Raw genomic sequence first — 21,432 nt, forward strand, 5'->3', positions numbered from 1 at the left:
CGCCATGGACGGCACTGGATCAGAAGGAGACTGAAAGAGGGGGAACAGTACACATAGCTGCATGACGTATCGAGGAGGTGAATCGACGTACGCGGTACGGAACCAGGGGGTTCGGTCATGCGTGCGATTTCGATCCGGGGGAAGAAAAATGAAGACGATATTGAAGACGGCCGCGCCGCATCTCACGCTGGCCGCCATTCCAGCAGCAGTCCTGCTTTTCACGCTCGCGCAATCCGCCCACGCGCAGGCGCTGCAAGGCCAGTCGCTCGAAGATCGGGTCAACACGCTCATGCGTGTGGTCGACGAGCAGCAACGCCAGATCCAGTCACTCGAGCGCCAGGTCACGAACCTGGAAATGTCCGAGCGCGGACGCGGCATGCCGGGCGCCGGTGCGCCCGACGCCGCCTCCGGCACGAGCGTTGCCGAGCAACCCGGCGCGGACGGCTTGCCCGTCCCGCTGCCGCCGCTCGCGCAGGCGCTGCCAGGCGCGACCGCTCCGGGCTCGCTCACGGGCACCGCCACCGGCGTGCCGGTGAACCCGCCCTCGCCCGATGCGGGCCCGAGCGGCTCCGCGACGGGCACGTCGGCCGCGAGCGGCCCGCAACAGGGCGCGCCCGTCGGCGTCAATCCCAACAACCCGACCGTCGGCGAAACGCAAAAGAACGCCGAGCCCGAGCGCACCCAGGCCGAACAGGCCGTCGTGCAGCGCGAGCATGCGCCGCTCTTCGACCACAAGCTCACGCTCGACTGGGGCATCAGCGACACCTACTACGATCGCCGCCAGCTGCAGCTCTCCGGCTTCCTCGCGCTCGATGCGATTTTCCTCGGCAACATCAATCTGGGCGAAACCAAGTCGCACCAGATCATGGCCGATCTGGACACGCGGTACGGCCTGACCGACCGCATGAGCATCGACATCGACGTGCCCTATATCTACCGCCACAGCAGCTTCATCGTGGGCGGCGCGGGCGGCTCGGCCAGTTCGCTGTCCGATTCGTCGGTCAATTCGAACGCGATCGGCGACGTCAACTTCGGGGTCTACTACCAGTTCCTGAAGGAAACCAACAACCTGCCCGACGTGGTGGGCAGCCTGCGCGTGAAGACGCCGACCGGCACCTCGCCGTTCGGCATCAAGGTTCAGCAGATCTCGCAGGACAACACCAACCTCGTCGCGCCCTCCAAGCTGCCCACCGGCACCGGCTTCTGGAACGTCACGGCCGGTCTGTCCGTGCTGAAGACCTATGACCCGGTCGTGCTGTTCGGCAGCCTCTCGTACACGTACAACATTTCGCGCTCGTTCTCCGACATCTCGTCGGTCATCGGGCAGACAGAGCCGGCCGACGTGAAGCTCGGCGACATCATCCAGTTCGGCGGCGGCGTCGCGCTCGCCTTCTCGGAAAAGGATTCGGCCAGCATCTCGTACACCATGGCCATCGAGCCGCAATCGAAGACCAAGGCGCCGGGCGGCAGCTGGACCGGCGTGCCGGGCAGCGAGACGACCGCCTCGGTGCTCAACTTCGGGCTCAATCACGTGGTCAACAAGCACCTGACGATCAACGGCGCTGTCTCGGTCGGTCTTACGCCCGATGCGCCGAACTTCGTCGTCGGCGTGCGGTTCCCCTACACCTTCTGATGAATACGAGGTCAATCGTGCGCGAATCCTCACATCTGAGCGCCAACGTGACGTCGTTCGCCGGGGCGGGCCAGCGGCTCGCCGCGGCGGGACAGGCGCCGCGCGCCGCCTTGCAGGCGCACGCGTCGGCCGAAGGTACGGCGGGTGCTGCATCTTCACCGGCGCGCAATCTCGATGCGCCCGGCGCCGCCAAGGCCGCCCAGTCCGGCGACGGCCGGCCGATTGCGGACATCGACCGCATGCTGCTCTACGTCGCCCGCACGCCTGACACGCAACTCGGCGCGTATCTGAAAAGCCGCGGCTGGGAAGTCGTCACGGCCAAGTCCGCGCACGAAGCGACGCGTCTCGTCAAACAGGAGCCGACCTGCGCGGGCATCATCGATCTGACCGGCTTCGCGACACGCGATCTGGCCGGGCTCGAAGCCGTGCTGCGCCTGCAACAGGTCGGCTGGATCGCGCTCATCGACGCGCAGCGCCTGACCGATCCGGAAGTGCGTCGCCTGATCCGCCACTACTGCTTCGACTACGTGCATCTGCCGGTCGCGCCGGCGACGCTCGACTATCTCGTCGGCCACGCCTTCGGCATGGTGACGCTGTACGAACTCGACGATGCGCCCGCCTCGGCGACGAGTCAGGACGAAGACGAAATGGTGGGCACCTGCGAAGCGATGCAGCAGCTCTTTCGCACCATCCGCAAGGTGGCGAACACGGACGCAACCGTGTTCATCTCCGGCGAGTCGGGCACCGGCAAGGAGCTGACCGCGCTCGCGATCCACGAACGCTCGCCGCGCCGCAAGGCCCCGTTCGTGCCGATCAACTGCGGCGCGATTCCGCACCATCTTCTGCAATCCGAACTATTCGGTTACGAGCGCGGCGCCTTCACGGGCGCGAACCAGCGCAAGATCGGCCGCGTGGAAGCGGCTAACGGCGGCACGCTGTTTCTCGACGAAATCGGCGATTTGCCGCTGGAAAGCCAGGCGAGCCTGCTGCGCTTTTTGCAGGAAGGCAAGATCGAGCGCCTGGGCGGCCACGAGCAGATTTCCGTGGATGTGCGCATCATCTCGGCCACGCACGTCGATCTCGAAGCGGCGATGCGCGACGGGCGCTTCCGCGCGGACCTGTTTCACCGCCTCTGCGTGCTGCGCGTGGACGAGCCGCCGCTGCGCGCGCGCGGCAAGGACATCGAGATCCTCGCGCATCACGTACTGCACAAGTTCAAGATGGACAGCGCGCGCAAGATTCGCGGCTTCACGCCCGACGCCATCGAAGCCATGTACAACTACAACTGGCCCGGCAACGTGCGCGAGCTGATCAACCGCGTGCGCCGCGCGATCGTGATGGCCGAAAGCAAGCTGATCTCGGCGGACGATCTCGATCTCGGCCAGTTCACCGAGCAGCAGACGGTCACGCTCGCGCAGGCACGCGAGGCCGCCGAAAAGCGCGCGATCGAGGCGGCGCTGCTGCGCCACCGTCATCGTTTAACCGAGGCGGCGGCCGATCTCGGCATCTCAAGAGTGACGCTGTATCGTTTGATGGGCTCGCACGGTCTGCGCGACGAAAAGACGATCTTCGGTGGCGACGCCGAGAATCAGGCAGAAAGCCACGCGGAAAACGCCGCCAGTCCGTCGCATCCTGCCGACCCCGCCGGGTGAAGCAGAAACGCGCCAGGCACGCCGCCGTGGACCGGCTTTTGCGTTGATGTGGCGTCGAAGCCGGCGTCGATCCGGCGTTGAAGCCGGCATGGGCGACGCCTGGCAGTGGGGCGGTTCAAAGCGCGCCGTCGGGTAGAATCGATGGATTCGACCTTTCAATTCCATCGCAATTCGACTCTCTCCGACACACTCGATGACGACGCTCACCCTGATCGTCGCTCGCGCCCAAAACGGCGTGATCGGCCGCGACAACGAGCTGCCCTGGCGGCTGCCCGAAGACCTTGCTTTCTTCAAGCGCACCACCATGGGCGCGCCCATCGTGATGGGCCGCAAGACCCACGAATCGATCGGCCGCGCGCTGCCCGGGCGGCGCAACATCGTCGTCACGCGCGACGCCGGCAAGCGCTTTCCCGGCTGCGATACGGTAACCAGCCTGGAAGCGGCGCTCGCGCTCGCGGGCGAGGACCAGGCGCCCGAAGCCTTCCTGATCGGCGGCGCGCAGCTTTACGCCGAGGGCATCGCGCTCGCACAGAAACTGATCGTCACGGAAATCGCCGCCGATTTCGAAGGCGACGCGCATTTCCCGGCGCCGGACGCGACGATCTGGCGCGAGACCGCACGCGAGACGCTGCACGCGAACGCGCCGAATGACTTCGATTTCGCCTTCGTGACCTACGAGCGGCGGGATTGAGGCGCGAGCTTGCCCGGTCAGGCCGCATTCGACGGCCCTTTTGTCCCAGGTTTACTTAGTCCCAAAATGGGACTAATATCCACTCCATGCGAATCATTGCCAGGAAGCCCCTGCTGGAATTCATCAAAAACCACGCTCAGGCCGAACAATCGCTACTCGCGTGGTATGCGGAAGCCAGCCAGGCAAGCTGGCAGACGCCACAGGACATCAAGGCGCACTATGCGTCTGCGAGTTTCGTCGGCAAGAACCGCGTGGTGTTCAACATCAAAGGCAATGATTTTCGATTGATCGTCGCGGTCGCGTACCGGATTGGCGTCGTCTATATCAAATTCGTTGGAACGCATGCCGAGTACGACAAAATCGACGCGGCAAATGTGGAACTGGAGTAAGGGAATGGAAATCCGTCCGCTGCACACCGAGCAAGACTACGAGACCGCGCTTGGGATCGTGTCGAAACTCGTCGACGCCGACCCGGAACCTGGCACACCCGAAGGTGACGAACTCGAGATTCTATCGATCCTGGTGGAGCGCTATGAAGCAGAACATTTTCCGCTTCCCAGCCCTGATCCGATTGAGGCGATCAAATTCCGCATGGAACAGCAAGGGCTCTCGGTGCCCGACATGCAGCCTTATATCGGCAACGCAAACCGGGTTTATGAAGTTCTGGCCGGCAAACGCGCGTTGAGTCTCGCGATGATTCGCCGTTTGCACGCGGGGCTGCAGATTCCCGCCGAAGTGCTCATCGGAACGGCTTGACGCTTTCCCCCCCAACGCAAAACGGCACGCCCAAAGCGTGCCGTTCGCATTTCCAGCCGGTGTAACACCCGCGCGGCTTACTGCCCCGCCACCGTCATGCGCTCGATCAGCACCGAGCCCGTCTGACGCGTGCCGCGCGCGAGCGTATCCGCGCCCACGGCGACGATGTGGTGGAACATCTCCTGAAGCGTGGACGCCACCGTGATTTCCTCGACCGGATACTGGATCTTGCCGTTTTCGACCCAGAAGCCCGACGCGCCGCGCGAATAATCGCCCGTCACGAAGTTCACGCCCTGCCCCATCAGCTCGGTCAGCAGCAGACCGGTGCCCAGCTTCTTCAGCATGGCCTCGAAATCGTCCTCGGGCCGCGTGAGCGAGCTTTGCAGTTGCAGGTTGTGCGAGCCGCCCGCGTTGCCCGTCGTCTGCATGCCGAGCTTGCGCGCCGAATACGACGAGAGGAAATAGCCTTGCACCACGCCGTCCTTGACGACTTCGCGACGTTGCGTGCGCACGCCTTCTTCGTCGAACGGCGCGCTGCCCGCCGCGCGCGGCACGTGCGGATCTTCGACGATCTGGATGTGCGGCGCGAACACCGGCTTGCCGAGGCTGTCGACGAGGAACGAAGTCTTGCGATACAGCGCGCCGCCGCTCGTGGCCTGCACGAACGCGCCGAGCAGCCCGGCCGCCAGCGGCGCTTCGAACAGGACCGGCACCTTGCGCGTGTCGAGGCCGCGCGCGTTCAGGCGCGAGAGCGCACGCTCGGCGGCGTAGCGTCCCACGGCTTCGGGCGAGGCCAGCTCGGCCGCGCTGCGCCGCGAGGTGTACCAGTCGTCGCGCTGCATGCTGCGCCCGCTGCCCGCGATGGGCGCGCAGGCGATGTAGTGGCGCGAGTAGGGATAGCCGTGCATGAAGCCGCTCGAAGTCACCAGCACGAACTGCGAGTGCTGCGCGGAGACGCTCGCGCCTTCGGAGTTGGTCACGCGGCGGTCGGTGGCGAAGGCGGCGTCTTCGGCGCGGCGCGCGATTTCCACGGCTTCGTCGGCCGTGACGCCCCACGGATGATAGAGATCGAGGTCGCGCGGCGCGGTTTCCAGCAGCTCACGCTCGGCGAGGCCGGCGCAGTCGTCGTCGGCGGTGAAACGCGCGATGTTGTAGGCCGCCGCCACGGTGTCCTTGAGCGCCTGCGCGGAAAAGTCCGACGTGCTCGCGTTGCCGCGCTTGTTGCCGATATAGACGGTCACGCCGACCATCTTGTCGCGGTTGTGCTCGATGGTTTCGACTTCACCGCGCCGCACGGACACCGAAAGACCGTCGCCTTCCGAGATCTCGGTCGCGGCGTCGCTCGCGCCAAGCGTCTTCGCGTGGCGGAGGATGTCCGACGCGATCTCCTTCAGTTCGTCCTGGGTATGCGGAAAAAAACGCTGCCGGGCTTCGATGTCTGCTGCCATTGTCGTTACGGTCCGGTTTTGGGCCGGTGCGGCCCGCTTGTCGTGTGTCGGAGGTGTCGTGCGATGCATGCTCGCGTTTGCTCGCATTTGCCGATATAGCGGCATGCATAGTGCGTCTTTACGTCAGACGCGTTTCGCGATCATAGCAAGGTATGCGCGCGCGCACCGAGGGCGAGCATGCCGCAGCGCCGCATGACGCAAGCGCGTCAAGAACGTCGGCTGCGCCCATCCAGTCCGATCGGCTCGCGTGCGCACGTTACAATATGCGTCATGAAACGCAAAACCCGCATTCAACCCATGAACGACGCTGTCGCCGAAGTCGACGACAACGGTTACGATCGCCCGAGCAAATCGCAGCTCAAGCGCGAGATGGAAGCCCTGCAGCAGCTGGGCGTGGCGCTCGTCGAGCTGCCCAAGGACGCGCTCAAGCGCATGCCGATGACGGAAGACCTCGCGGACGCGGTCCACCAGGCCCGCCGCATCACCGACCACGAAGGCAAGCGCCGCCAGCTTCAGTATGTGGGCCGCATGATGCGCGGCCTGACCGAAACCGAAGTCGCCGCGCTGCGCAAGGCGATGGAAGAGCATCGCGGCGTGAACAAGGCCGCCACGGCGCGCCTGCACTGGATCGAGCGCACGCGCGAGAAGCTGCTGGCCGACGACGAGGCGCTCACCGCCTTCATCCGCGAATATCCGGCCGCCGACCCGCAGGAAGGCCGCACGCTGATCCGCAACGCACGCCGCGAGCAACAGCAGGCCAAGCCGCCCAAATACTTCCGCGAGCTGTTCCAGTGGATCAAGGACGTGAGCCGCCAGGGCGACGAGGACGCCGATGAAGCGGACCACGACGCCGGCGAGGACCGCGACGATGACGAAGCCTGAGCGCAGCGGATCGCACGAACCGCGCGACGAACTCGTGATCGGCCTCGTGTCGGTCAGTGACCGCGCGACCGCGGGCGTCTACGAGGACAAGGGCATTCCGTCGCTGATGGAATGGCTCGGCGCCACGCTCAAATCGCCGTGGCGCGCCGAAACGCGCCTGATTCACGACGACGCGGCCACCATTTCGGCGACGCTCACGGCGCTCGTCGACGGTCTGGGCTGCGATCTGGTGCTGACCACGGGCGGCACCGGCCCCGCGCGTCGCGACGTCACGCCCGAGGCGACGCTGGCCGTCGCCACGAAGGAAATGCCCGGTTTCGGCGAGCAGATGCGCCAGATCAGCCTGAATTTCGTGCCGACGGCGATTCTCTCGCGCCAGGTCGCCGTGATCCGCGAAACCGAAGACCACGCGGCGCTCATCATCAACCTGCCCGGCCAGCCGAAGTCGATCAAGGAAACGCTGGAAGGCCTGCGCGACGAGAGCGGCAAGACGAAGGTGCCCGGCATTTTCGCGGCGGTGCCGTACTGCATCGACCTGATCGGCGGTCCGTATATCGAAACCGATCCGGCCATCGTGGCCGCGTTCCGGCCGAAAAACGCCCAGCGCCCGCCGCGCGCCTGAAGTTACCCAGGCGGGTGCACAAGGCCAAAAATGCAGAACGGCGCCCCAAGGCGCCGTTTTTCACAGCAAGCTGCGCGCGCCTTACTTCGCGTCGCCGCCCGCGGCCGGTTGCGTCGAGCCGGCAAGCGGCGCCGACGGAATCAGGAAATGCTCGCGGTAGTACTTGAGCTCGTCGATCGACTCGTGAATGTCGGCCAGCGCCGTGTGCATCGCGCGCTTCTGGAAGCCCTTGTAGATGGCGGGCTGCCAGCGGCGGCACAGTTCCTTGAGCGTGCTCACGTCGAGATTGCGGTAGTGGAAGAAGCGTTCGAGCGTGGGCATCCAGCGCGCCATGAAGCGGCGATCCTGGCAAATCGAGTTGCCGCACATCGGCGACTTGCCCGGCGGTACGTATTGGGCCAGGAAGGCCATGATCTGCTCGGTGGCGCTTTCTTCGGTGACAGTGGAGGCGCGCACACGCTCGGTCAGACCCGAACGGCCATGCGTGTTGCGGTTCCACTCGTCCATGCGGTCGAGGATCGACTCCGGCTGGTGGATCGCCAGCACCGGCCCTTCGACGAGCTTGTCGAGCGTCGAGTTGGTCACCACCACGGCGATCTCGATGATGCGATCGTTATCGGGGTCGAGACCCGTCATCTCCATGTCGAGCCAGATCAGGTTCATGTCGGTGCGCTCCATTGCCGGAGTCGCCTGGCCCGCCGGGTCGGCAGAAGTGATGTCTGTCATGAATGTCGCCTGAAACGGTAAGAAGGCGGCGCGCGTTTGCGATCCTGCGCCGCGTAGGCTGTTCGCCGGGATGCCATGAGCGGGCCGCCAAGAACATATAATTGTCGCATAGATACCACGGACCTCCCGGATGCCTGATATGCCCCCCCTGATGTCCCCCGCGCTGAGCTTCAGCGCGCTTTTCATGGTCGCCGTGCTGGCGATGGTCGCGACCAAACTGTGGCTGGCCTCGCGCCAGACCCGCTTCGTCGCGGCCCACCGCGATGCGGTGCCCGCCCAGTTCGCGGCCACGATTGCCCTCACCGCGCACCAGCGCGCCGCCGATTACACCGTCGCGCGCACGCGTCTGGGCATGGTCGAGATCGTGCTGTCGGCCGTCGTGCTGATCGCGCTGACGCTGCTCGGCGGCGTGCAGGCGCTCGATCTGGGCATCTCCGACCTGCTCGGGCGCGGCTACGTCGGCCAGATCGCGCTGATCGGCGCGGTGCTCGCGGTGAGCGGCATCATCGAATTGCCGCTCGATTACTACCGCCAGTTCGTGGTCGAGGAGCGTTTCGGCTTCAATCGCATGACGAAGCGCATCTTCTTCATGGACCGGCTCAAGGGGCTCGTGATCGGCGCGGCGTTCGGCATTCCGCTGCTGTTCGTCGTGCTGTGGCTCATGAAGCAGGCCGGCGGCCTGTGGTGGCTGTGGACGTGGGTGGTCTGGGTCGGCTTCCAGATGCTCGTGCTGGTGCTCTACCCCACTTTCATCGCGCCGCTCTTCAACAAGTTCGAGCCGCTCAAGGACGAAGCGCTGCGCTCGCGCATCGAGGCGCTGATGCAGCGCTGCGGCTTCGCGGCCAAGGGCCTGTTCGTGATGGACGGCAGCCGCCGCTCGGCGCACGGCAACGCCTATTTCACGGGCTTCGGCGCGGCCAAGCGCATTGTGTTCTTCGACACGCTGCTCGCGCGCCTCTCGGGCAGCGAGATCGAAGCCGTGCTCGCCCACGAACTCGGTCACTTCAAGCGCCGCCACGTCATCAAGCGCATGGTCGTCACCTTCGTGATCAGCCTCGTGCTGCTCGGGCTGCTCGGCTGGCTCACGCAGCGCGTGTGGTTCTACGAGGGGCTGGGCGTGCGGCCGTCGCTGCTCGGCGGCAACGAAGGCCTCGCGCTCGTGCTGTTCTTCCTCGCCGTGCCGGTGTTCCTGTTCTTCGTCACGCCGTTCAACAGCCTCAGCTCGCGCAAGCACGAGTTCGAGGCCGATGCCTTCGCGGCCACGCAGACCGACGCGCAACAGCTCGTCAACGCGCTCGTGAAGCTGTACGAAGACAATGCGTCGACGCTCACGCCGGACCCGCTTTACACCGCGTTCTACTACTCGCATCCGCCGGCTTCGCAGCGGATCGACAAACTGCTCGCGCACGCATGAACCGGCGCGCATCGAAAGCCGCCGGCGGGGCTGCACAATCGCGCTCTGACGCGACGACGACGCTGCACGGCGTCGTGATCGCCGCGCATGGCCGTCACTACCTGGTCGCGCCGGACGACGGCGGCGCGCCGCTCCAGTGCTTCCCGCGCGGCAAGAAGAGCGAGGTCGCCGTGGGCGACCGCGTCGACTATCAATCGACATCGGCCGACCAGGGCGTGATCGTCGCGATCGGCGAGCGGCGCAACCTGCTCTATCGCTCCGACCAGTTCAAGTCGAAGCTCTTCGCGGCGAATCTCGACCAGTTGCTGATCGTGCTCGCCACCGAGCCGCACTTCAGCGAGGACCTGCTCGGGCGCGCGCTCGTCGCCGCCGAAGCCAACGGTCTGAAGCCGATCATCCTGCTCAACAAGATCGACCTGGAAGCCGCGCTGCCGCTCGCGCGCCAGCGGCTGGAACGCTATCGGGCGCTGGGGTATACGGTGCTGGAAGTGTCGGAGAAGAAGCATCCCGAAGAGGCGCACGCGATCCTCTGCGCACATCTCTACGGCCATCAGACGATCCTGCTCGGGCAATCGGGCATGGGCAAATCGACGCTCGTGAATCTGCTGATCCCCGACGCCGAAGCCGCCACGCGCGAGATCTCCACGGCGCTCAACAGCGGCCGCCATACGACGACGTTCACGCGGCTCTACAAGCTGCCGAAAACGGACGACGAAGGGAGTCAAGGCGGCGCGCTGATCGATTCACCGGGCTTCCAGGAGTTCGGTCTCTATCACCTCACCGAAGGCACGCTCGAACGCGCGTTCCCCGAATTCCGGCCGCTGCTCGCGCATTGCCGCTTCTACAACTGCCATCATTTGCACGAGCCGGGCTGCGCGGTGCTCGAAGCGGTCGAAGACGGCCGCATCGCGCCCGAGCGTCACGCGCTCTACGCGCAGCTCGTGCACGAAATCAGCCAGGTCGTGCGCTAACGCGCGCGCCCTTCGCGACCGCCCATGCTCAAGCTCGTGCGTGCGCCCAATGTGGTCATCGCCCAGCACTGGATGAACATCCTGGCCACGGCGGGCGTGCCCTGCGAGTTGCACAACCGCTATCTGAGCGGCGCGATGGGCGAAATTCCCGCCGAGCAATGCGCGCCGGAAATCTGGCTCGTCGACGATCGCGACGAGTCGCTCGCGCGCAGGCTGATCGCCGACGCGACGCAAGGCCCCAAGCCCGGCACGCCTTCGTGGCGCTGCCCGCAGTGCGGCGAGACGCTGGAGCCGCAGTTCACCGTATGCTGGCAATGCGGCCGCGAGCGCGATCCGCGCGACGAATGAAACACCCCTTAAATGCAAACGGCCCGCTTGAAGCGGGCCGTTTTCCCATGCCGATGCCAGTTAGCGGATGCTCAGACCCACACCGCGATCGTCAGCATCAGCAGCAGGATCATCCACAGGATCACGGCGCGCCAGACGAGACCTACCGCCGATTGCAGCGCGCGCGGCGTGCAGTCGTCGCCCACCGTGTAAGGGCCGCCGTCGCCCGGCTGTGCGAGCGCATCGACGCTCGACTGTTCGGCGAGCGGTCCTGACAGACGCGCACCCAGCGCACCGCTGCCGGCGGCGAGCAGCACGCCCTCGTTGGTATCGGGCCACTGGTTCGCGTGGTTGCGCCAGGCGTAGATCGCATCCTCGAAATTGCCGACGATGGCGAAACCCAGCGACGTGAGCCGCGCCGGAATCCAGTCGATCACGAAGAACACGTGCTGCGCGAAGTTCGAGAAGGCCTCGGTGCGGTCTTCGGCGGGACGCGCCCACTCGCGCGCGAGGTATTCGGAGAGGCGATACAGCACCGCGCCCGCCGGCCCGATCGGCACCAGAAACCAGAAGAACACGCCGAACACATGGCGATGCGAGGCCACCACGGCATGAATGAGCGTGTGGCGCACGATCTCGCTCACGGGCATGTCCACGGCGTCGATGCCAGTCCATTCCGTGAGGATTTCACGGGCGCGCGGCACGTCGTCGTTGTTCAGCGCGAGGTGAATATCGGTGAAATAGTGGCTGAACTGGCGAAAACCCAGCGTGAAGTACACCACCACCACGTTCCAGAGGAACGCCAGCACGAAGCTGATGTGATAGAGCACGTAGTACACCAGCGCCGTGGCCGCCGTCCAGGGCAGCACGACCACGAGCCAGGCGATCAGGCCATGTTTCTGCTTGCCCGCGTCGAAGCCGTGCGCGGCCCATTCCGCATTGAGGCGCACCAGCGCCATCACCGGATTATTCGGCGAAAGCGCCCGCACCTGTTCGATGACGAGAGCCAGCAATACGGAGAAGAAGGTCATGCGACGCGCCGTGCAAGTCGGGTTGCAAAAGAGGTTTCAGGGGCTTTCGGAAAATTGTTGCAACGATATCACAGGGCCAGATGTACCTGAGCGTCTGGCGGCAAAGACACAACAGCCATCGCGAATCGGCAGGAGGGAACGGCTCAGGCCAGCAGGAAGCGATAGAAGTTGCGCAGCATCCCGGCGGTCGCGCCCCAGATGAAATGCGAGGTGCCGACGGCCCCGGCCTGCATGCCCTGCTGCGGATACGGCATGGCGAAAAAACGGCGCTCGCCGCCTTCCCAGCGGAACACGCGGATCTCATGGTTCGCGGGGTTCATCAGAAAGCTGAGCGGCACTTCGAAGATGCTCGCCACTTCGAGCGAATCGGCCGCCAGTGAAAAGGGCTCGTGGACGAGGCCCACCACGGGCGTTACGCGAAAGCCCGTGCCGGTCAGATAGTCGGGCAATGCGCCCAGCACTTCGACGCGCGCCGGATCGAGATCGACTTCCTCGTGCGCCTCGCGCAGGGCGGCGGCGATCGGCGTAGGGTCGGACGGTTCGCGGCTGCCGCCGGGAAAGCTCACCTGGCCCGCATGGTTGCTGAGGTTGTCGGCGCGCTGCGTGAGCAGCACGGACAGTCCCGACGAGCGAATCGCCAGCGGAATCAGCACGGCGGCTTCGCGCGGGTCGCGGATGTCGGTGACGCGGGATTCCTGCGGCTCCGGGTCCCAGGGCAGGCGTTGTTCGAAGCGCGCGCGCAGCCCGTCGGGCGTCAGGAGGCCGTCGGCGACCTTGGGCAGATCGGCGCCAGTCGATTCGACCGGCAGGCTTTCGGGTTCAAATACTGGACGGATCAACGGCTGACTCGGAGTTCGGGCACATCTGAATATTTTGCGGCCAAAAAGAAAAAAGCACCCCGGAGGGTGCTTTTTTCTTACAGCTTTTACGCCTGCTCGGCAGCCGGAGCAGCTGCGCGGTCTTTCGACACCAGCTTTTCCTTGATGCGAGCCTTCTTGCCCGACAGGTTGCGCAGGTAGTAGAGCTTCGCGCGACGCACGTCGCCGCGGCGCTTCACCACGATGCTGGCCAGCAGCGGCGAGTACGTCTGAAACGTACGCTCGACGCCTTCGCCCGACGAGATCTTGCGAACGATGAACGCCGAGTTCAGACCGCGGTTACGCTTTGCGATCACGACGCCTTCGTATGCCTGAACACGCTTACGCGTGCCTTCGACCACGTTCACGTTGACGATCACCGTATCGCCAGGAGCGAATTCGGGGATGGTCTTCTCGCCCAGCACGCGCTGGATCTCTTCCTGCTCGAGTTTTGCAATCAGATTCATGGATTGACTCCGTAAGCCATCTTGTCGGCGTTCGTACCCGTTGCTGGAAATTCCAGACAACTACGGCCCCGATAGAGGATGGATTCACAACTGGCGCCGTTCACGCATGAAGCGGCGCCGCCTTGGGCGCCCCGCGCCCTGCACGCCCGAAGCCTTACGCTTCGTTCGCGCTCTTCGCGAGACTAGCAAGCCATGCCTCGTCGGCACGGCTCAACATCTTGTTCTTGCGGGCCCGAGCGATCAGATCGGGCCGTTTTTGCCACGTGTTGCGCAGCGCTTCGCGGCGACGCCATAGCTCGATTTCCGCATGATGGCCGCCGAGCAGCACATCGGGCACCCGCACGCCGTCGTATTCCTCCGGCCGCGTGTAATGCGGGCAGTCGAGCAGACCGTCCACGAAACTGTCCTGCACCGCCGAGAGCGCGTCGTTCAGCACGCCCGGCAGCAACCGCACTACGGCATCCATCAGCGCCATCGCGGGCAATTCGCCACCCGAGAGCACGAAGTCGCCGAGGCTGACTTCCTCGTCCACGCAACGGTCAACGAGACGCTGGTCGATCGCTTCGTAGCGGCCGCACAGGATCACGAAACCGGGTTCCTGCGCGAACTGCACGGCGCGCTCGTGCGTGAGCGGCTTGCCTTGCGGCGACATCAGCAGCACACGCGGTTTGACTACGCCCTGCTCCGCCTGCGCGGCTTGCGCCGCGCCGATCGCCGCTTCCAGCGGCTTGGCCAGCATGACCATGCCAGGGCCGCCGCCGTAAGGACGATCGTCGATAGTGCGGTAATTGTCGGTCGTGAAATCGCGCGGATTCCACGTACGCAACGTGTAACGCTGCTGCTTGGCGGCCCGGCTGGTGATGCCCCAATCGGTGATCGAGCGGAACATCTCGGGGAAGAGCGTAACGACATCGAACTGCATCGCTCTCTCCGTTCAGCGAATCAGCACAGCAGGTTCAGTAATCGGCTTCCCAGTCGACGACAATGCGTTTCGCCGCCAGGTCCACCGTCTTCACAAACACGCCGACAAACGGGATCAACCGCTCGCCGGTGGTGGGCTTGCCGTCCTTGCCCGTTTCCGGGAACTCGATGCGCAACACCGACTGCGCACCGTTGTCGATCAGGTCGGCGACCTTGCCCAGCTCGACGCCCGCCTCGTTGGCGACATCGAGACCGATCAGGTCAACCCAGTAATACTCGTCGGCTTCCGGCGCCGGGAAATCGGCGCGGCTCACGTAGACGCGGGCGCCGCGCAGCAGCAGCGCGGTGTCGCGGTCGGCGATGCCACCCAGTTGCCCGACGACAGAATCGCCGTGCACCTTGGCGCTTACGCGTACCGCGGAATGACGCTCGGGCTGCTCGCGGCCCTTGAGGAGCCACCAGCGCTTCGCCGCCAGCAAGGCTTTGCCGCCCTGCGCGTGCGGCGCGATCTTCAGCCCGCCTTTGAGGCCATAGGCTTCGATCACAGCACCGACTTCGACCAGATCGGCCGGCCAGCTTGCCGGCGTTTCGGCGCGCAGGCCTTCGGCCGCAGCCTCTGCACTGGGCGCGCTTTCGCGCACGGGCGCTTTACGCGCGGACGGCACGAACGCACCGAAGGTCGGTGCGGAACGTGCCGGGCGCCCGCCAGCCTTGCCACTGTCCTGCGGCGTCGCTTCGCCCGTAGCCCTGGCGTCCGCTTTCGCGTCCCTGATTACAGGCATGGACAAACCTCGCAGTCAGCTCGCACACGCGGCTTATGTAGCTCAGCCTGCGCGCACGGGGTAAAACACGTCAAAGACTTAAGCAGCCGGTTGAGCTGCTGCAGCCTTTTGCGATTCCTTCACGAGGCGCTCGACAGCCGGCGACATTTGCGCGCCGTTTTCCTGCCAGTACGTCACGCGATCTTGAGCGATACGCAGCGTTTCACCCTTGGTAGCGACCGGGTTGTAGAAGCCCACGCGCTCGATGAAACGGCCGTCGCGACGGTTACGCGAATCGGTTGCGACGATGTTGTAGAACGGGCGCTTCTTCGAGCCGCCGCGTGCCAGACGGATGATAACCATACTAGAATCCTTGAAAACCGGGGGTTCGGGACTACTGAAACATGTGATTATAGCCCGAAACCGATGGCATAACAAACACTTAACTGAAAACCGCGCAGCTCAACCAGAAAGGCCGCAGGAAAGCGGCAAGGAAGGCAACGATGCAAGGCGATCGAACATCGGCTGTGAGGCACGGCGGGCGCACCCGCCTGGCGGCGGCGCAGCGGCTGCTGGCGCGGGCCAGGGCAAGCTTCGGGACAATTTGCAGGCGGCGCTGCGGGCGCTTTTTCGCGCGCCCGGCCGATGCGTCCCTCCATCAACCGGCGTGTGGTGTTCACGCATCGCCGGCAGCAGGTGCGCGCGGCGTGGGGCGGATTGTACGCGACATCGGCGCGGCTCTGGCACTCGCCGGCCTCTTCGCCGCCCCGCTCGCCCACGCAGCACCGCCCATCGACCGCATCAAGCTGCCGCCCGGTTTCCATATCGAAGTGCTGAGCGACGACGTGAGCGCCGCGCGCGAAATGACGCTCTCGCCCAAGGGCATTCTTTATGTCGGCAGCATGGAAGGCCGCGTCTACGCGCTCGAACTGCGCGACGGCAAGCTCGTGAAGCGCCATGTGGTCGCCAGCGGCCTCAATATGCCGGTCGGCGTGGCCTGGCGCGACGGCGCGCTCTATGTATCCGCCGTCTCGTCGATCGTGCGGCTCGACGCGATCGACAGTCATCTGGACGATCCGCCCAAACCCGCCGTCGTCACCGACCAGTTGCCCGACGAGCGCCATCACGGCTGGAAGTTCATCGCCTTCGGCCCGGACGGCAAGCTCTACGTGCCGCAGGGCGCGCCGTGCAACGTCTGCCTGCCCGCGAGCGACCCGCAGCGCAGCCACTTTGCGATGATCGGCCGCATGGACCCCGACGGCTCACACTACGAGACCATCGCGCGCGGCGTGCGCAACACGGTGGGCTTCGCGTGGCATCCGCAAACGCACGAACTGTGGTTCACGGACAACGGCCGCGACATGCTCGGCGACGATATCCCCGACGACAAGCTCAACCGGCTCGCGCGCGTGGGCGAGGACTTCGGCTTTCCTTATTGTCACGGCGGCAATGTGAGCGACCCCGAGTTCGGCCGCGATCATCCATGCAGCGGCTTCACGCCGCCGGTCGAGAAGCTGGGCGCGCACGTCGCGTCGCTCGGCATGCGCTTCTATACAGGCACGATGTTCCCGGCCGCGTATCGCAACAGCCTCTTCATTGCCGAGCATGGCTCGTGGAACCGCAGCCGCAAGGTGGGCTACCGCGTCGTGCGCGTCACGGCCGATGCCAACGGCGCGAACGCGCATCAGGAAGTGTTCGCCCAGGGCTGGCTCAATCCCGACGAGACCCAGTGGGGCCGCCCCGCCGACGTGCTGCCGCTGCCGGACGGCTCGCTGCTCATCAGCGACGACTACGCGGGCGCGATCTATCGCGTGACTTACGCTCAACCGTAGACGCTGCGCTGTTCCGGACATAAGGCGCAGCACCTGCTGACGCGCGGGCGCGGCACGTACAATGGCCCGCGGGCCTGGACTGCCCCCTGCCTGCCCGCCCGTCCGCCAACCCCGCCAGCCCATGTCCAACCACAAAAATCCCGCACGCTTTCGCAACAAGACGCTCGCCGCCGCCCTCGCCTTTCTTCTGGGCAGCCTCGGCGCTCATCGCTTCTATCTGTATGGCCCGCGCGATCCGTGGGGCTGGGCACACATCGCCGGCACGCTGCTCGGCATTCCCGGCGTGATGCTGCTCGTGGCCACCGAGCGCGCCTCGATTGCCGGCTGGGTGCTCGCCGCGATCGGCGCGGTCTCGGTGCTCTCGGCGTTTCTTGCCGCGATCGTTTATGGCCTGCGCCCCGACGACAAGTGGGATGCGCAGTTCAACGCCGCGTTCGCGGGCACGCGCGTAAGCGGCTCGGGCTGGACCGTGATCTTCGTGGTGATTTTTTCGCTGCTGATCGGCGCTTTCCTGCTGATGACGGGACTCGCGCTGTCGTTCCAGACGTATTTCGAATCGCAGGTCGAGGCGGCCAAGGCGCTTTCGCAATAAAGCGCAGCGGTTCTAGAACAGGTCGAGCTGCGGCTTGTCGCGCACGACCTTTTCGCGCACGAACTCCGACATGTCCAGAATGCCGTGGCGCCGCTCGTTGAGCCCGAGCCGCTTCACGGCCTGATGAAAGCGCTGCTTGAGCAGGTCGGCCCACAGCCCCGTGCCCTTCATGCGCTGCGAAAACGCCGACTCGTAATCCTTGCCGCCGCGCATGTCGCGCACGCGACTCATCACGCGCGCCGCACGCTGCGGGAAATGCGCCTCCAGCCAGCCCTGAAACAGCGGCGACACCTCCCACGGCAGCCGCAGCACGATATAGCTCGCGCTCGTCGCGCCGGCTTCGGCACAGGCTTCCAGCACGCGCTCCATGTCCGGCTCGGTCACGAAGGGAATCACGGGCGCGATGCTCACGCCCACGGGAATGCCCGCCTGGACCAGCGTGCGGATGGTGCGCAGACGGCGTGCGGGCGTGGCGGCGCGCGGCTCCAGCGTGCGCGCGATATCGGCATCGAGCGTGGTGATGGTGATCGCGGCCATGAACTGCCGACGCTGCGCCATCGGCGCGAGCAAATCGATGTCGCGCTCGATCAGCGACGACTTGGTGATCGCTGCGAACGGATGCTGGCGCTGCGCCAGCACCTCGATCACGCGGCGCGTGAGACGCAGATCGCGCTCGATGGGCTGCCAGGCGTCCGTATTCACGCCCAGCGCGATGGGCTCCGGCTCGTAGGACGGCTTCGAGAGTTCGCGCGCCAGTAGCTCGGGCGCGTTGATCTTCGCGTAGAGACGGCTTTCGAAATCCAGCCCCGGCGACAGCCCTAGATAGCTGTGCGTAGGCCGCGCAAAACAGTAAATACAGCCGTGCTCGCAGCCGCGATACGGATTGAGCGAAACGCTGAACGGAATATCGGGCGACTGGTTGCGCGTGAGAATGCTTTTCGCGCGCTCCTCGAAAACCTGGGTGCGCAGGACGTCGGCCAGAGGATCTTCATGCGCCTCGCCTTCTTCGGGCTGCGCCTGCTGCCAGCCGTCGTCGAAGGCTTCGCGCTGATCGACTTCGTAGCGGCCCTGCATATTCGTGACCGCGCCGCGCCCCTTGCGCGGCGCAGGCGGGGCAACGGGATGCCACGTGTCGATGTCGGGCTCGCGATCAGTTTCGGTCGCGCGCCTGGAGGGCTGGTCGTTCACGGCTCAATGCAAAAAAAGCGTCTCGATACTGTACAAATATACAGTATCGAGACGCTTTGTCGAGCACGAAAAACGGGGGCGTAGACTTTCCACCCGCTAGCCCCTACTCGCCCACGGCGATCGTCAGCGACTCCTTGATCTCTTCCATCACGACATAGCTCTTGGACTGCACCGCGCCCGGCAGTTGCAGCAGGATGTCGCCGAGCAGCTTGCGATAGTCGGCCATCTCGCCAATGCGCGCCTTGATCAGATAGTCGAAATCGCCCGAGACCAGATGGCATTCGAGCACCTCGGGGATCTTCTGCACCTCGCGGCGAAACTGGTCGAACATGTTGCCGCTCTTGTGGTCGAGCGTGATTTCGACGAACACCAGCAGCGCCGCCCCCAGCACGTTGGGATTCACGCGCGCGTAGTAGCCCGTGATGACGCCGTCGCGCTCCATGCGCTTGACGCGTTCGATACAGGGCGTGACCGACAGTCCCACCTGCTCCGCGAGGTCCTTCATGGCCATGCGGCCGTCCTCCTGGAGCAGCTTCAGGATGCGGTGATCGAGCCGGTCGAGCGCACGGACCGGCTGACGTTGCGTTCTCATGTCTTTTTCCTGAAAATCTGAAAAATACAATAACAAAATCTAGACGGAGAACAATAGCATAGTCGATATCACTGGCTACATCCGATTTTTCATGCCTTGTGCGCTGTACACGCCTCACACAGGCGTGTCCGACGCGGCAAAGCGGCGTAGCCCCAAACAAATCTAACTGGTGGAGCAGCTATGCGAGTCGTCGTGTTGGGCAGTGGTGTGGTCGGGGTGGCCAGCGCCTGGTATCTTGCCCGCGCGGGCCATGAAGTGACGGTGATCGACCGCGAGGCCGGCCCCGCCCTGGAAACCAGCTTTGCGAACGCCGGCCAGATCTCGCCGGGTTATGCCGCGCCGTGGGCCGCGCCGGGTGTCCCGCTCAAGGCCATCAAGTGGATGTTCGAAAAGCACGCGCCGCTCGCCATCCGCCTCGACGGCACGAAGTTCCAGTTGCAGTGGATGTGGCAAATGCTGCAGAACTGCACGACCGAACGCTACGCGCTCAACAAGGGCCGCATGGTGCGTCTGGCCGAATACAGCCGCGACTGCCTCCAGGCGCTGCGCGCCGACACCGGCATCCAGTACGAAGGCCGCACCGGCGGCACGCTCCAGGTGTTCCGCACCCAGCAGCAATTCGACGGCGCGCAGAAGGACATCGCGGTCCTCAAGGACGCCAACGTTCCGTACGAACTGCTGAGCGCCGCCGAGCTGCACCGCGCCGAACCGGCGCTCGCCGCCGTCTCGCACAAGCTCACGGGCGGCCTGCGTCTGCCGGGCGACGAAACCGGCGACTGCCAGCTTTTCACCACGCGCCTGGCCGCCATGGCGGCCGAGTTGGGCGTCAAGTTCCGCTACAACACGCCGATCGACGGCCTCGTCGTGCAGGGCGAGCGCATCGCGGGCGTGCAGTGCGGCGCCGAAGTCGTGCGCGCGGATTCCTACGTGGTCGCGCTCGGTTCGTTCTCGACGAAGATGCTCGCGGGCCTCGTGAAGATTCCGGTCTATCCGCTCAAGGGCTATTCGATCACCGCGCCGATCGTCAACACGGGCGCCGCGCCGGTTTCGACCGTGCTCGACGAGACCTACAAGATCGCCATCACGCGTTTCGACGACCGCATCCGCGTGGGCGGCATGGCCGAAATCGTGGGCTTCGACAAAACGCTCAAGCAGGCACGCCGCGAGACGCTGGAAATGTGCGTGAACGACCTGTTCCCGGGCGGCGGCGATACGACGAAGGCCACCTTCTGGACCGGCCTGCGCCCGATGACGCCGGACGGCACGCCGGTCGTGGGCCGCACGCCGTTCTCGAACCTGTTCCTGAACACGGGCCACGGCACGCTGGGCTGGACCATGTCGTGCGGCTCGGGCCAGTTGCTCGCCGACCTGATTTCGGGCAAGAAGCCCGCGATCAAGGCCGACGATCTCTCGGTCTATCGCTATCTCGGCGAGCTCAAGGGCGAACATCGTCCGGCTTACGCGTAAAACGCGCTGCTTGCGGTTGAATAAAAACGGCGGCCCATTTGAACGGGCCGCCGTTTTGCGTTTACCGCGCAGCAATCAGAACGGCTCCTTCGCGCCGTGGAGCTTCGGCGCGTCGTACATGCCGGTCCTGCCTGTCTCCGATAAAGAAAAAGGGGCGCTAGATGCGCCCCTTTTTCGTGTCAGACGTCATCGGGTGACAAACGTCTGCCTTGCGTCATTCACGCGTCGTTCGCGGTTTAGCCAAGCTCTTTGACGAGTTCCGGCACAACCGTGAACAGATCGCCGACGAGGCCGTAATCGGCCACGCTGAAGATCGGCGCTTCTTCGTCCTTGTTGATCGCGACGATCACCTTCGAGTCCTTCATCCCGGCCAGATGCTGGATCGCGCCGGAGATGCCGACCGCGACGTACAGTTGCGGCGCGACGATCTTGCCGGTTTGGCCCACCTGGTAGTCGTTCGGCACGTAGCCCGCGTCCACCGCTGCGCGCGAGGCGCCCAGTGCCGCGTTGAGCTTGTCGGCGAGCGGTTCGAGCACTTGCGTGTAGTTCTCGCCACTGCCCAGACCGCGGCCGCCCGAGACGATGATCTTCGCGCTCGTGAG

Annotated in this window: 24 protein-coding genes; 13 read left to right on the forward strand and 11 right to left on the reverse strand. The window is 65.1% G+C overall.

The genetic code is table 11. From position 1 onward, the window contains the following. Window positions 1-148: 148 nt before the first annotated feature. The 5 genes from B0G62_RS28700 to B0G62_RS28720 all read left to right on the forward strand — a co-directional run bounded on the left by B0G62_RS28700 (window position 149) and on the right by B0G62_RS28720 (window position 4,732). Window positions 149-1,633, forward strand: coding sequence for a hypothetical protein (locus B0G62_RS28700; protein WP_103707552.1), 1,485 nt, complete (start codon window positions 149-151; stop codon window positions 1,631-1,633). A gap of 17 nt (window positions 1,634-1,650) precedes the next feature. Next, window positions 1,651-3,285 (forward strand): sigma-54 dependent transcriptional regulator, encoded by a 1,635-nt coding sequence (locus tag B0G62_RS28705; RefSeq protein WP_103707553.1) that lies wholly within the window; start codon window positions 1,651-1,653, stop codon window positions 3,283-3,285. 193 nt (window positions 3,286-3,478) lie between these two features. Next, complete coding sequence (locus tag B0G62_RS28710; RefSeq protein WP_103707554.1) at window positions 3,479-3,976, forward strand: dihydrofolate reductase; 498 nt, start codon at window positions 3,479-3,481, stop codon at window positions 3,974-3,976. A gap of 86 nt (window positions 3,977-4,062) precedes the next feature. Beyond that, window positions 4,063-4,365, forward strand: coding sequence for a type II toxin-antitoxin system HigB family toxin (locus B0G62_RS28715; protein ID WP_103707555.1), 303 nt, complete (start codon window positions 4,063-4,065; stop codon window positions 4,363-4,365). 4 nt (window positions 4,366-4,369) lie between these two features. Next, window positions 4,370-4,732, forward strand: a complete 363-nt coding sequence (locus B0G62_RS28720) for a helix-turn-helix domain-containing protein (RefSeq protein WP_103707556.1) — start codon at window positions 4,370-4,372, stop codon at window positions 4,730-4,732. A gap of 77 nt (window positions 4,733-4,809) precedes the next feature. On the opposite strand, the gene pmbA is transcribed toward B0G62_RS28720, so the two are convergent. After that, a complete protein-coding gene (gene pmbA / locus B0G62_RS28725) occupies window positions 4,810-6,180 on the reverse strand; it encodes a metalloprotease PmbA (RefSeq protein ID WP_103707557.1) in 1,371 nt (456 codons plus the stop codon). A 270-nt stretch (window positions 6,181-6,450) separates the two neighbouring features. Here pmbA and yjgA point away from each other — a divergent pair, with 270 nt between their 5' ends. Continuing rightward, window positions 6,451-7,062, forward strand: a complete 612-nt coding sequence (gene yjgA / locus B0G62_RS28730; protein WP_279629776.1) for a ribosome biogenesis factor YjgA — start codon at window positions 6,451-6,453, stop codon at window positions 7,060-7,062. Next, window positions 7,049-7,684: a molybdopterin adenylyltransferase gene (mog, locus tag B0G62_RS28735; RefSeq protein WP_103707558.1), complete on the forward strand. Its 636-nt coding sequence runs from the start codon at window positions 7,049-7,051 to the stop codon at window positions 7,682-7,684. The genes yjgA and mog overlap by 14 nt, the downstream gene beginning before the upstream one ends. A gap of 81 nt (window positions 7,685-7,765) precedes the next feature. Here the strand turns inward: mog and orn are convergent, their stop codons facing one another. After that, entirely contained in the window at window positions 7,766-8,410 is a 645-nt protein-coding gene (orn, locus tag B0G62_RS28740; RefSeq protein WP_103707559.1) for an oligoribonuclease, read from the reverse strand. A gap of 151 nt (window positions 8,411-8,561) precedes the next feature. On the opposite strand from orn, the gene B0G62_RS28745 reads away from it, so the two are divergent. Genes B0G62_RS28745 through B0G62_RS28755 form a run of 3 tightly spaced genes read left to right on the forward strand, consistent with a single transcriptional unit; the run spans window position 8,562 to window position 11,143 of the window. Then, the gene (locus B0G62_RS28745; protein ID WP_103707560.1) at window positions 8,562-9,824 is read left to right on the forward strand and encodes a M48 family metallopeptidase; all 1,263 of its coding nucleotides are present in this window, start codon (window positions 8,562-8,564) and stop codon (window positions 9,822-9,824) included. Next, complete coding sequence (gene rsgA, locus B0G62_RS28750; RefSeq protein WP_103707561.1) at window positions 9,821-10,795, forward strand: ribosome small subunit-dependent GTPase A; 975 nt, start codon at window positions 9,821-9,823, stop codon at window positions 10,793-10,795. The genes B0G62_RS28745 and rsgA overlap by 4 nt, the downstream gene beginning before the upstream one ends. A gap of 24 nt (window positions 10,796-10,819) precedes the next feature. Continuing rightward, window positions 10,820-11,143 (forward strand): putative signal transducing protein, encoded by a 324-nt coding sequence (locus B0G62_RS28755; protein ID WP_103707562.1) that lies wholly within the window; start codon window positions 10,820-10,822, stop codon window positions 11,141-11,143. Between the two features lie 71 nt (window positions 11,144-11,214). Here the strand turns inward: B0G62_RS28755 and B0G62_RS28760 are convergent, their stop codons facing one another. The 6 genes from B0G62_RS28760 to rpsP all read right to left on the reverse strand — a co-directional run bounded on the left by B0G62_RS28760 (window position 11,215) and on the right by rpsP (window position 15,522). Beyond that, a complete protein-coding gene (locus tag B0G62_RS28760) occupies window positions 11,215-12,153 on the reverse strand; it encodes a CobD/CbiB family protein (RefSeq protein WP_103707563.1) in 939 nt (312 codons plus the stop codon). Between the two features lie 143 nt (window positions 12,154-12,296). After that, a complete protein-coding gene (locus B0G62_RS28765) occupies window positions 12,297-12,992 on the reverse strand; it encodes a CoA pyrophosphatase (RefSeq protein WP_103707564.1) in 696 nt (231 codons plus the stop codon). Between the two features lie 86 nt (window positions 12,993-13,078). After that, window positions 13,079-13,477 carry a 50S ribosomal protein L19 gene (gene rplS, locus B0G62_RS28770; RefSeq protein WP_103707565.1) on the reverse strand — a complete coding sequence of 133 codons (399 nt, stop codon included), beginning with the start codon at window positions 13,475-13,477 and terminating at the stop codon, window positions 13,079-13,081. Window positions 13,478-13,631: 154 nt separating this feature from the next. Beyond that, window positions 13,632-14,399, reverse strand: coding sequence for a tRNA (guanosine(37)-N1)-methyltransferase TrmD (gene trmD / locus B0G62_RS28775; protein ID WP_103707566.1), 768 nt, complete (start codon window positions 14,397-14,399; stop codon window positions 13,632-13,634). Between the two features lie 34 nt (window positions 14,400-14,433). Continuing rightward, window positions 14,434-15,180, reverse strand: a complete 747-nt coding sequence (gene rimM / locus B0G62_RS28780; protein ID WP_103707567.1) for a ribosome maturation factor RimM — start codon at window positions 15,178-15,180, stop codon at window positions 14,434-14,436. 78 nt (window positions 15,181-15,258) lie between these two features. After that, a complete protein-coding gene (gene rpsP / locus B0G62_RS28785) occupies window positions 15,259-15,522 on the reverse strand; it encodes a 30S ribosomal protein S16 (RefSeq protein WP_103707568.1) in 264 nt (87 codons plus the stop codon). 353 nt (window positions 15,523-15,875) lie between these two features. Between rpsP and B0G62_RS28790 the strand changes: the two genes are divergently transcribed. Together B0G62_RS28790 and B0G62_RS28795 are read left to right on the forward strand one after the other, a co-directional pair. Next, window positions 15,876-16,991 carry a PQQ-dependent sugar dehydrogenase gene (locus B0G62_RS28790; RefSeq protein ID WP_407671255.1) on the forward strand — a complete coding sequence of 372 codons (1,116 nt, stop codon included), beginning with the start codon at window positions 15,876-15,878 and terminating at the stop codon, window positions 16,989-16,991. A 121-nt stretch (window positions 16,992-17,112) separates the two neighbouring features. Next, complete coding sequence (locus B0G62_RS28795; RefSeq protein WP_103707570.1) at window positions 17,113-17,583, forward strand: NINE protein; 471 nt, start codon at window positions 17,113-17,115, stop codon at window positions 17,581-17,583. A gap of 12 nt (window positions 17,584-17,595) precedes the next feature. Here B0G62_RS28795 and B0G62_RS28800 read toward each other — a convergent pair whose 3' ends face one another. Together B0G62_RS28800 and B0G62_RS28805 are read right to left on the reverse strand one after the other, a co-directional pair. Next, entirely contained in the window at window positions 17,596-18,720 is a 1,125-nt protein-coding gene (locus tag B0G62_RS28800) for a PA0069 family radical SAM protein (RefSeq protein ID WP_244193420.1), read from the reverse strand. Between the two features lie 154 nt (window positions 18,721-18,874). Then, window positions 18,875-19,363 (reverse strand): Lrp/AsnC ligand binding domain-containing protein, encoded by a 489-nt coding sequence (locus B0G62_RS28805; RefSeq protein WP_103707571.1) that lies wholly within the window; start codon window positions 19,361-19,363, stop codon window positions 18,875-18,877. A 180-nt stretch (window positions 19,364-19,543) separates the two neighbouring features. On the opposite strand from B0G62_RS28805, the gene B0G62_RS28810 reads away from it, so the two are divergent. Next, on the forward strand, window positions 19,544-20,830 hold the full coding sequence (locus tag B0G62_RS28810) for a D-amino acid dehydrogenase (RefSeq protein ID WP_103707572.1): 1,287 nt from the start codon (window positions 19,544-19,546) through the stop codon (window positions 20,828-20,830). Window positions 20,831-21,066: 236 nt separating this feature from the next. On the opposite strand, the gene B0G62_RS28815 is transcribed toward B0G62_RS28810, so the two are convergent. Further along, window positions 21,067-21,432: electron transfer flavoprotein subunit alpha/FixB family protein (locus tag B0G62_RS28815; RefSeq protein WP_208624256.1), on the reverse strand; the 366-nt coding region annotated here is incomplete at its 5' end.

Origin of the sequence: Paraburkholderia eburnea (genome assembly GCF_002917095.1) — a bacterium.
Classification (GTDB): domain Bacteria; phylum Pseudomonadota; class Gammaproteobacteria; order Burkholderiales; family Burkholderiaceae; genus Paraburkholderia; species Paraburkholderia eburnea.

What these genes read in the sequence shown, in the direction of transcription:
- B0G62_RS28700 (WP_103707552.1), top strand. Translation starts at nt 149, where the DNA reads ATGAAGACGATATTGAAGACGGCCGCGCCGCATCTCACGCTGGCCGCC.
- B0G62_RS28710 (WP_103707554.1), top strand. Translation starts at nt 3,479, where the DNA reads ATGACGACGCTCACCCTGATCGTCGCTCGCGCCCAAAACGGCGTGATC.
- B0G62_RS28715 (WP_103707555.1), top strand. Translation starts at nt 4,063, where the DNA reads ATGCGAATCATTGCCAGGAAGCCCCTGCTGGAATTCATCAAAAACCAC.
- B0G62_RS28720 (WP_103707556.1), top strand. Translation starts at nt 4,370, where the DNA reads ATGGAAATCCGTCCGCTGCACACCGAGCAAGACTACGAGACCGCGCTT.
- pmbA (WP_103707557.1), bottom strand. Translation starts at nt 6,180, where the DNA reads ATGGCAGCAGACATCGAAGCCCGGCAGCGTTTTTTTCCGCATACCCAG.
- yjgA (WP_279629776.1), top strand. Translation starts at nt 6,451, where the DNA reads ATGAAACGCAAAACCCGCATTCAACCCATGAACGACGCTGTCGCCGAA.
- mog (WP_103707558.1), top strand. Translation starts at nt 7,049, where the DNA reads ATGACGAAGCCTGAGCGCAGCGGATCGCACGAACCGCGCGACGAACTC.
- orn (WP_103707559.1), bottom strand. Translation starts at nt 8,410, where the DNA reads ATGACAGACATCACTTCTGCCGACCCGGCGGGCCAGGCGACTCCGGCA.
- B0G62_RS28745 (WP_103707560.1), top strand. Translation starts at nt 8,562, where the DNA reads ATGTCCCCCGCGCTGAGCTTCAGCGCGCTTTTCATGGTCGCCGTGCTG.
- rsgA (WP_103707561.1), top strand. Translation starts at nt 9,821, where the DNA reads ATGAACCGGCGCGCATCGAAAGCCGCCGGCGGGGCTGCACAATCGCGC.
- B0G62_RS28755 (WP_103707562.1), top strand. Translation starts at nt 10,820, where the DNA reads ATGCTCAAGCTCGTGCGTGCGCCCAATGTGGTCATCGCCCAGCACTGG.
- B0G62_RS28760 (WP_103707563.1), bottom strand. Translation starts at nt 12,153, where the DNA reads ATGACCTTCTTCTCCGTATTGCTGGCTCTCGTCATCGAACAGGTGCGG.
- rplS (WP_103707565.1), bottom strand. Translation starts at nt 13,477, where the DNA reads ATGAATCTGATTGCAAAACTCGAGCAGGAAGAGATCCAGCGCGTGCTG.
- trmD (WP_103707566.1), bottom strand. Translation starts at nt 14,399, where the DNA reads ATGCAGTTCGATGTCGTTACGCTCTTCCCCGAGATGTTCCGCTCGATC.
- rimM (WP_103707567.1), bottom strand. Translation starts at nt 15,180, where the DNA reads ATGCCTGTAATCAGGGACGCGAAAGCGGACGCCAGGGCTACGGGCGAA.
- rpsP (WP_103707568.1), bottom strand. Translation starts at nt 15,522, where the DNA reads ATGGTTATCATCCGTCTGGCACGCGGCGGCTCGAAGAAGCGCCCGTTC.
- B0G62_RS28795 (WP_103707570.1), top strand. Translation starts at nt 17,113, where the DNA reads ATGTCCAACCACAAAAATCCCGCACGCTTTCGCAACAAGACGCTCGCC.
- B0G62_RS28805 (WP_103707571.1), bottom strand. Translation starts at nt 19,363, where the DNA reads ATGAGAACGCAACGTCAGCCGGTCCGTGCGCTCGACCGGCTCGATCAC.
- B0G62_RS28810 (WP_103707572.1), top strand. Translation starts at nt 19,544, where the DNA reads ATGCGAGTCGTCGTGTTGGGCAGTGGTGTGGTCGGGGTGGCCAGCGCC.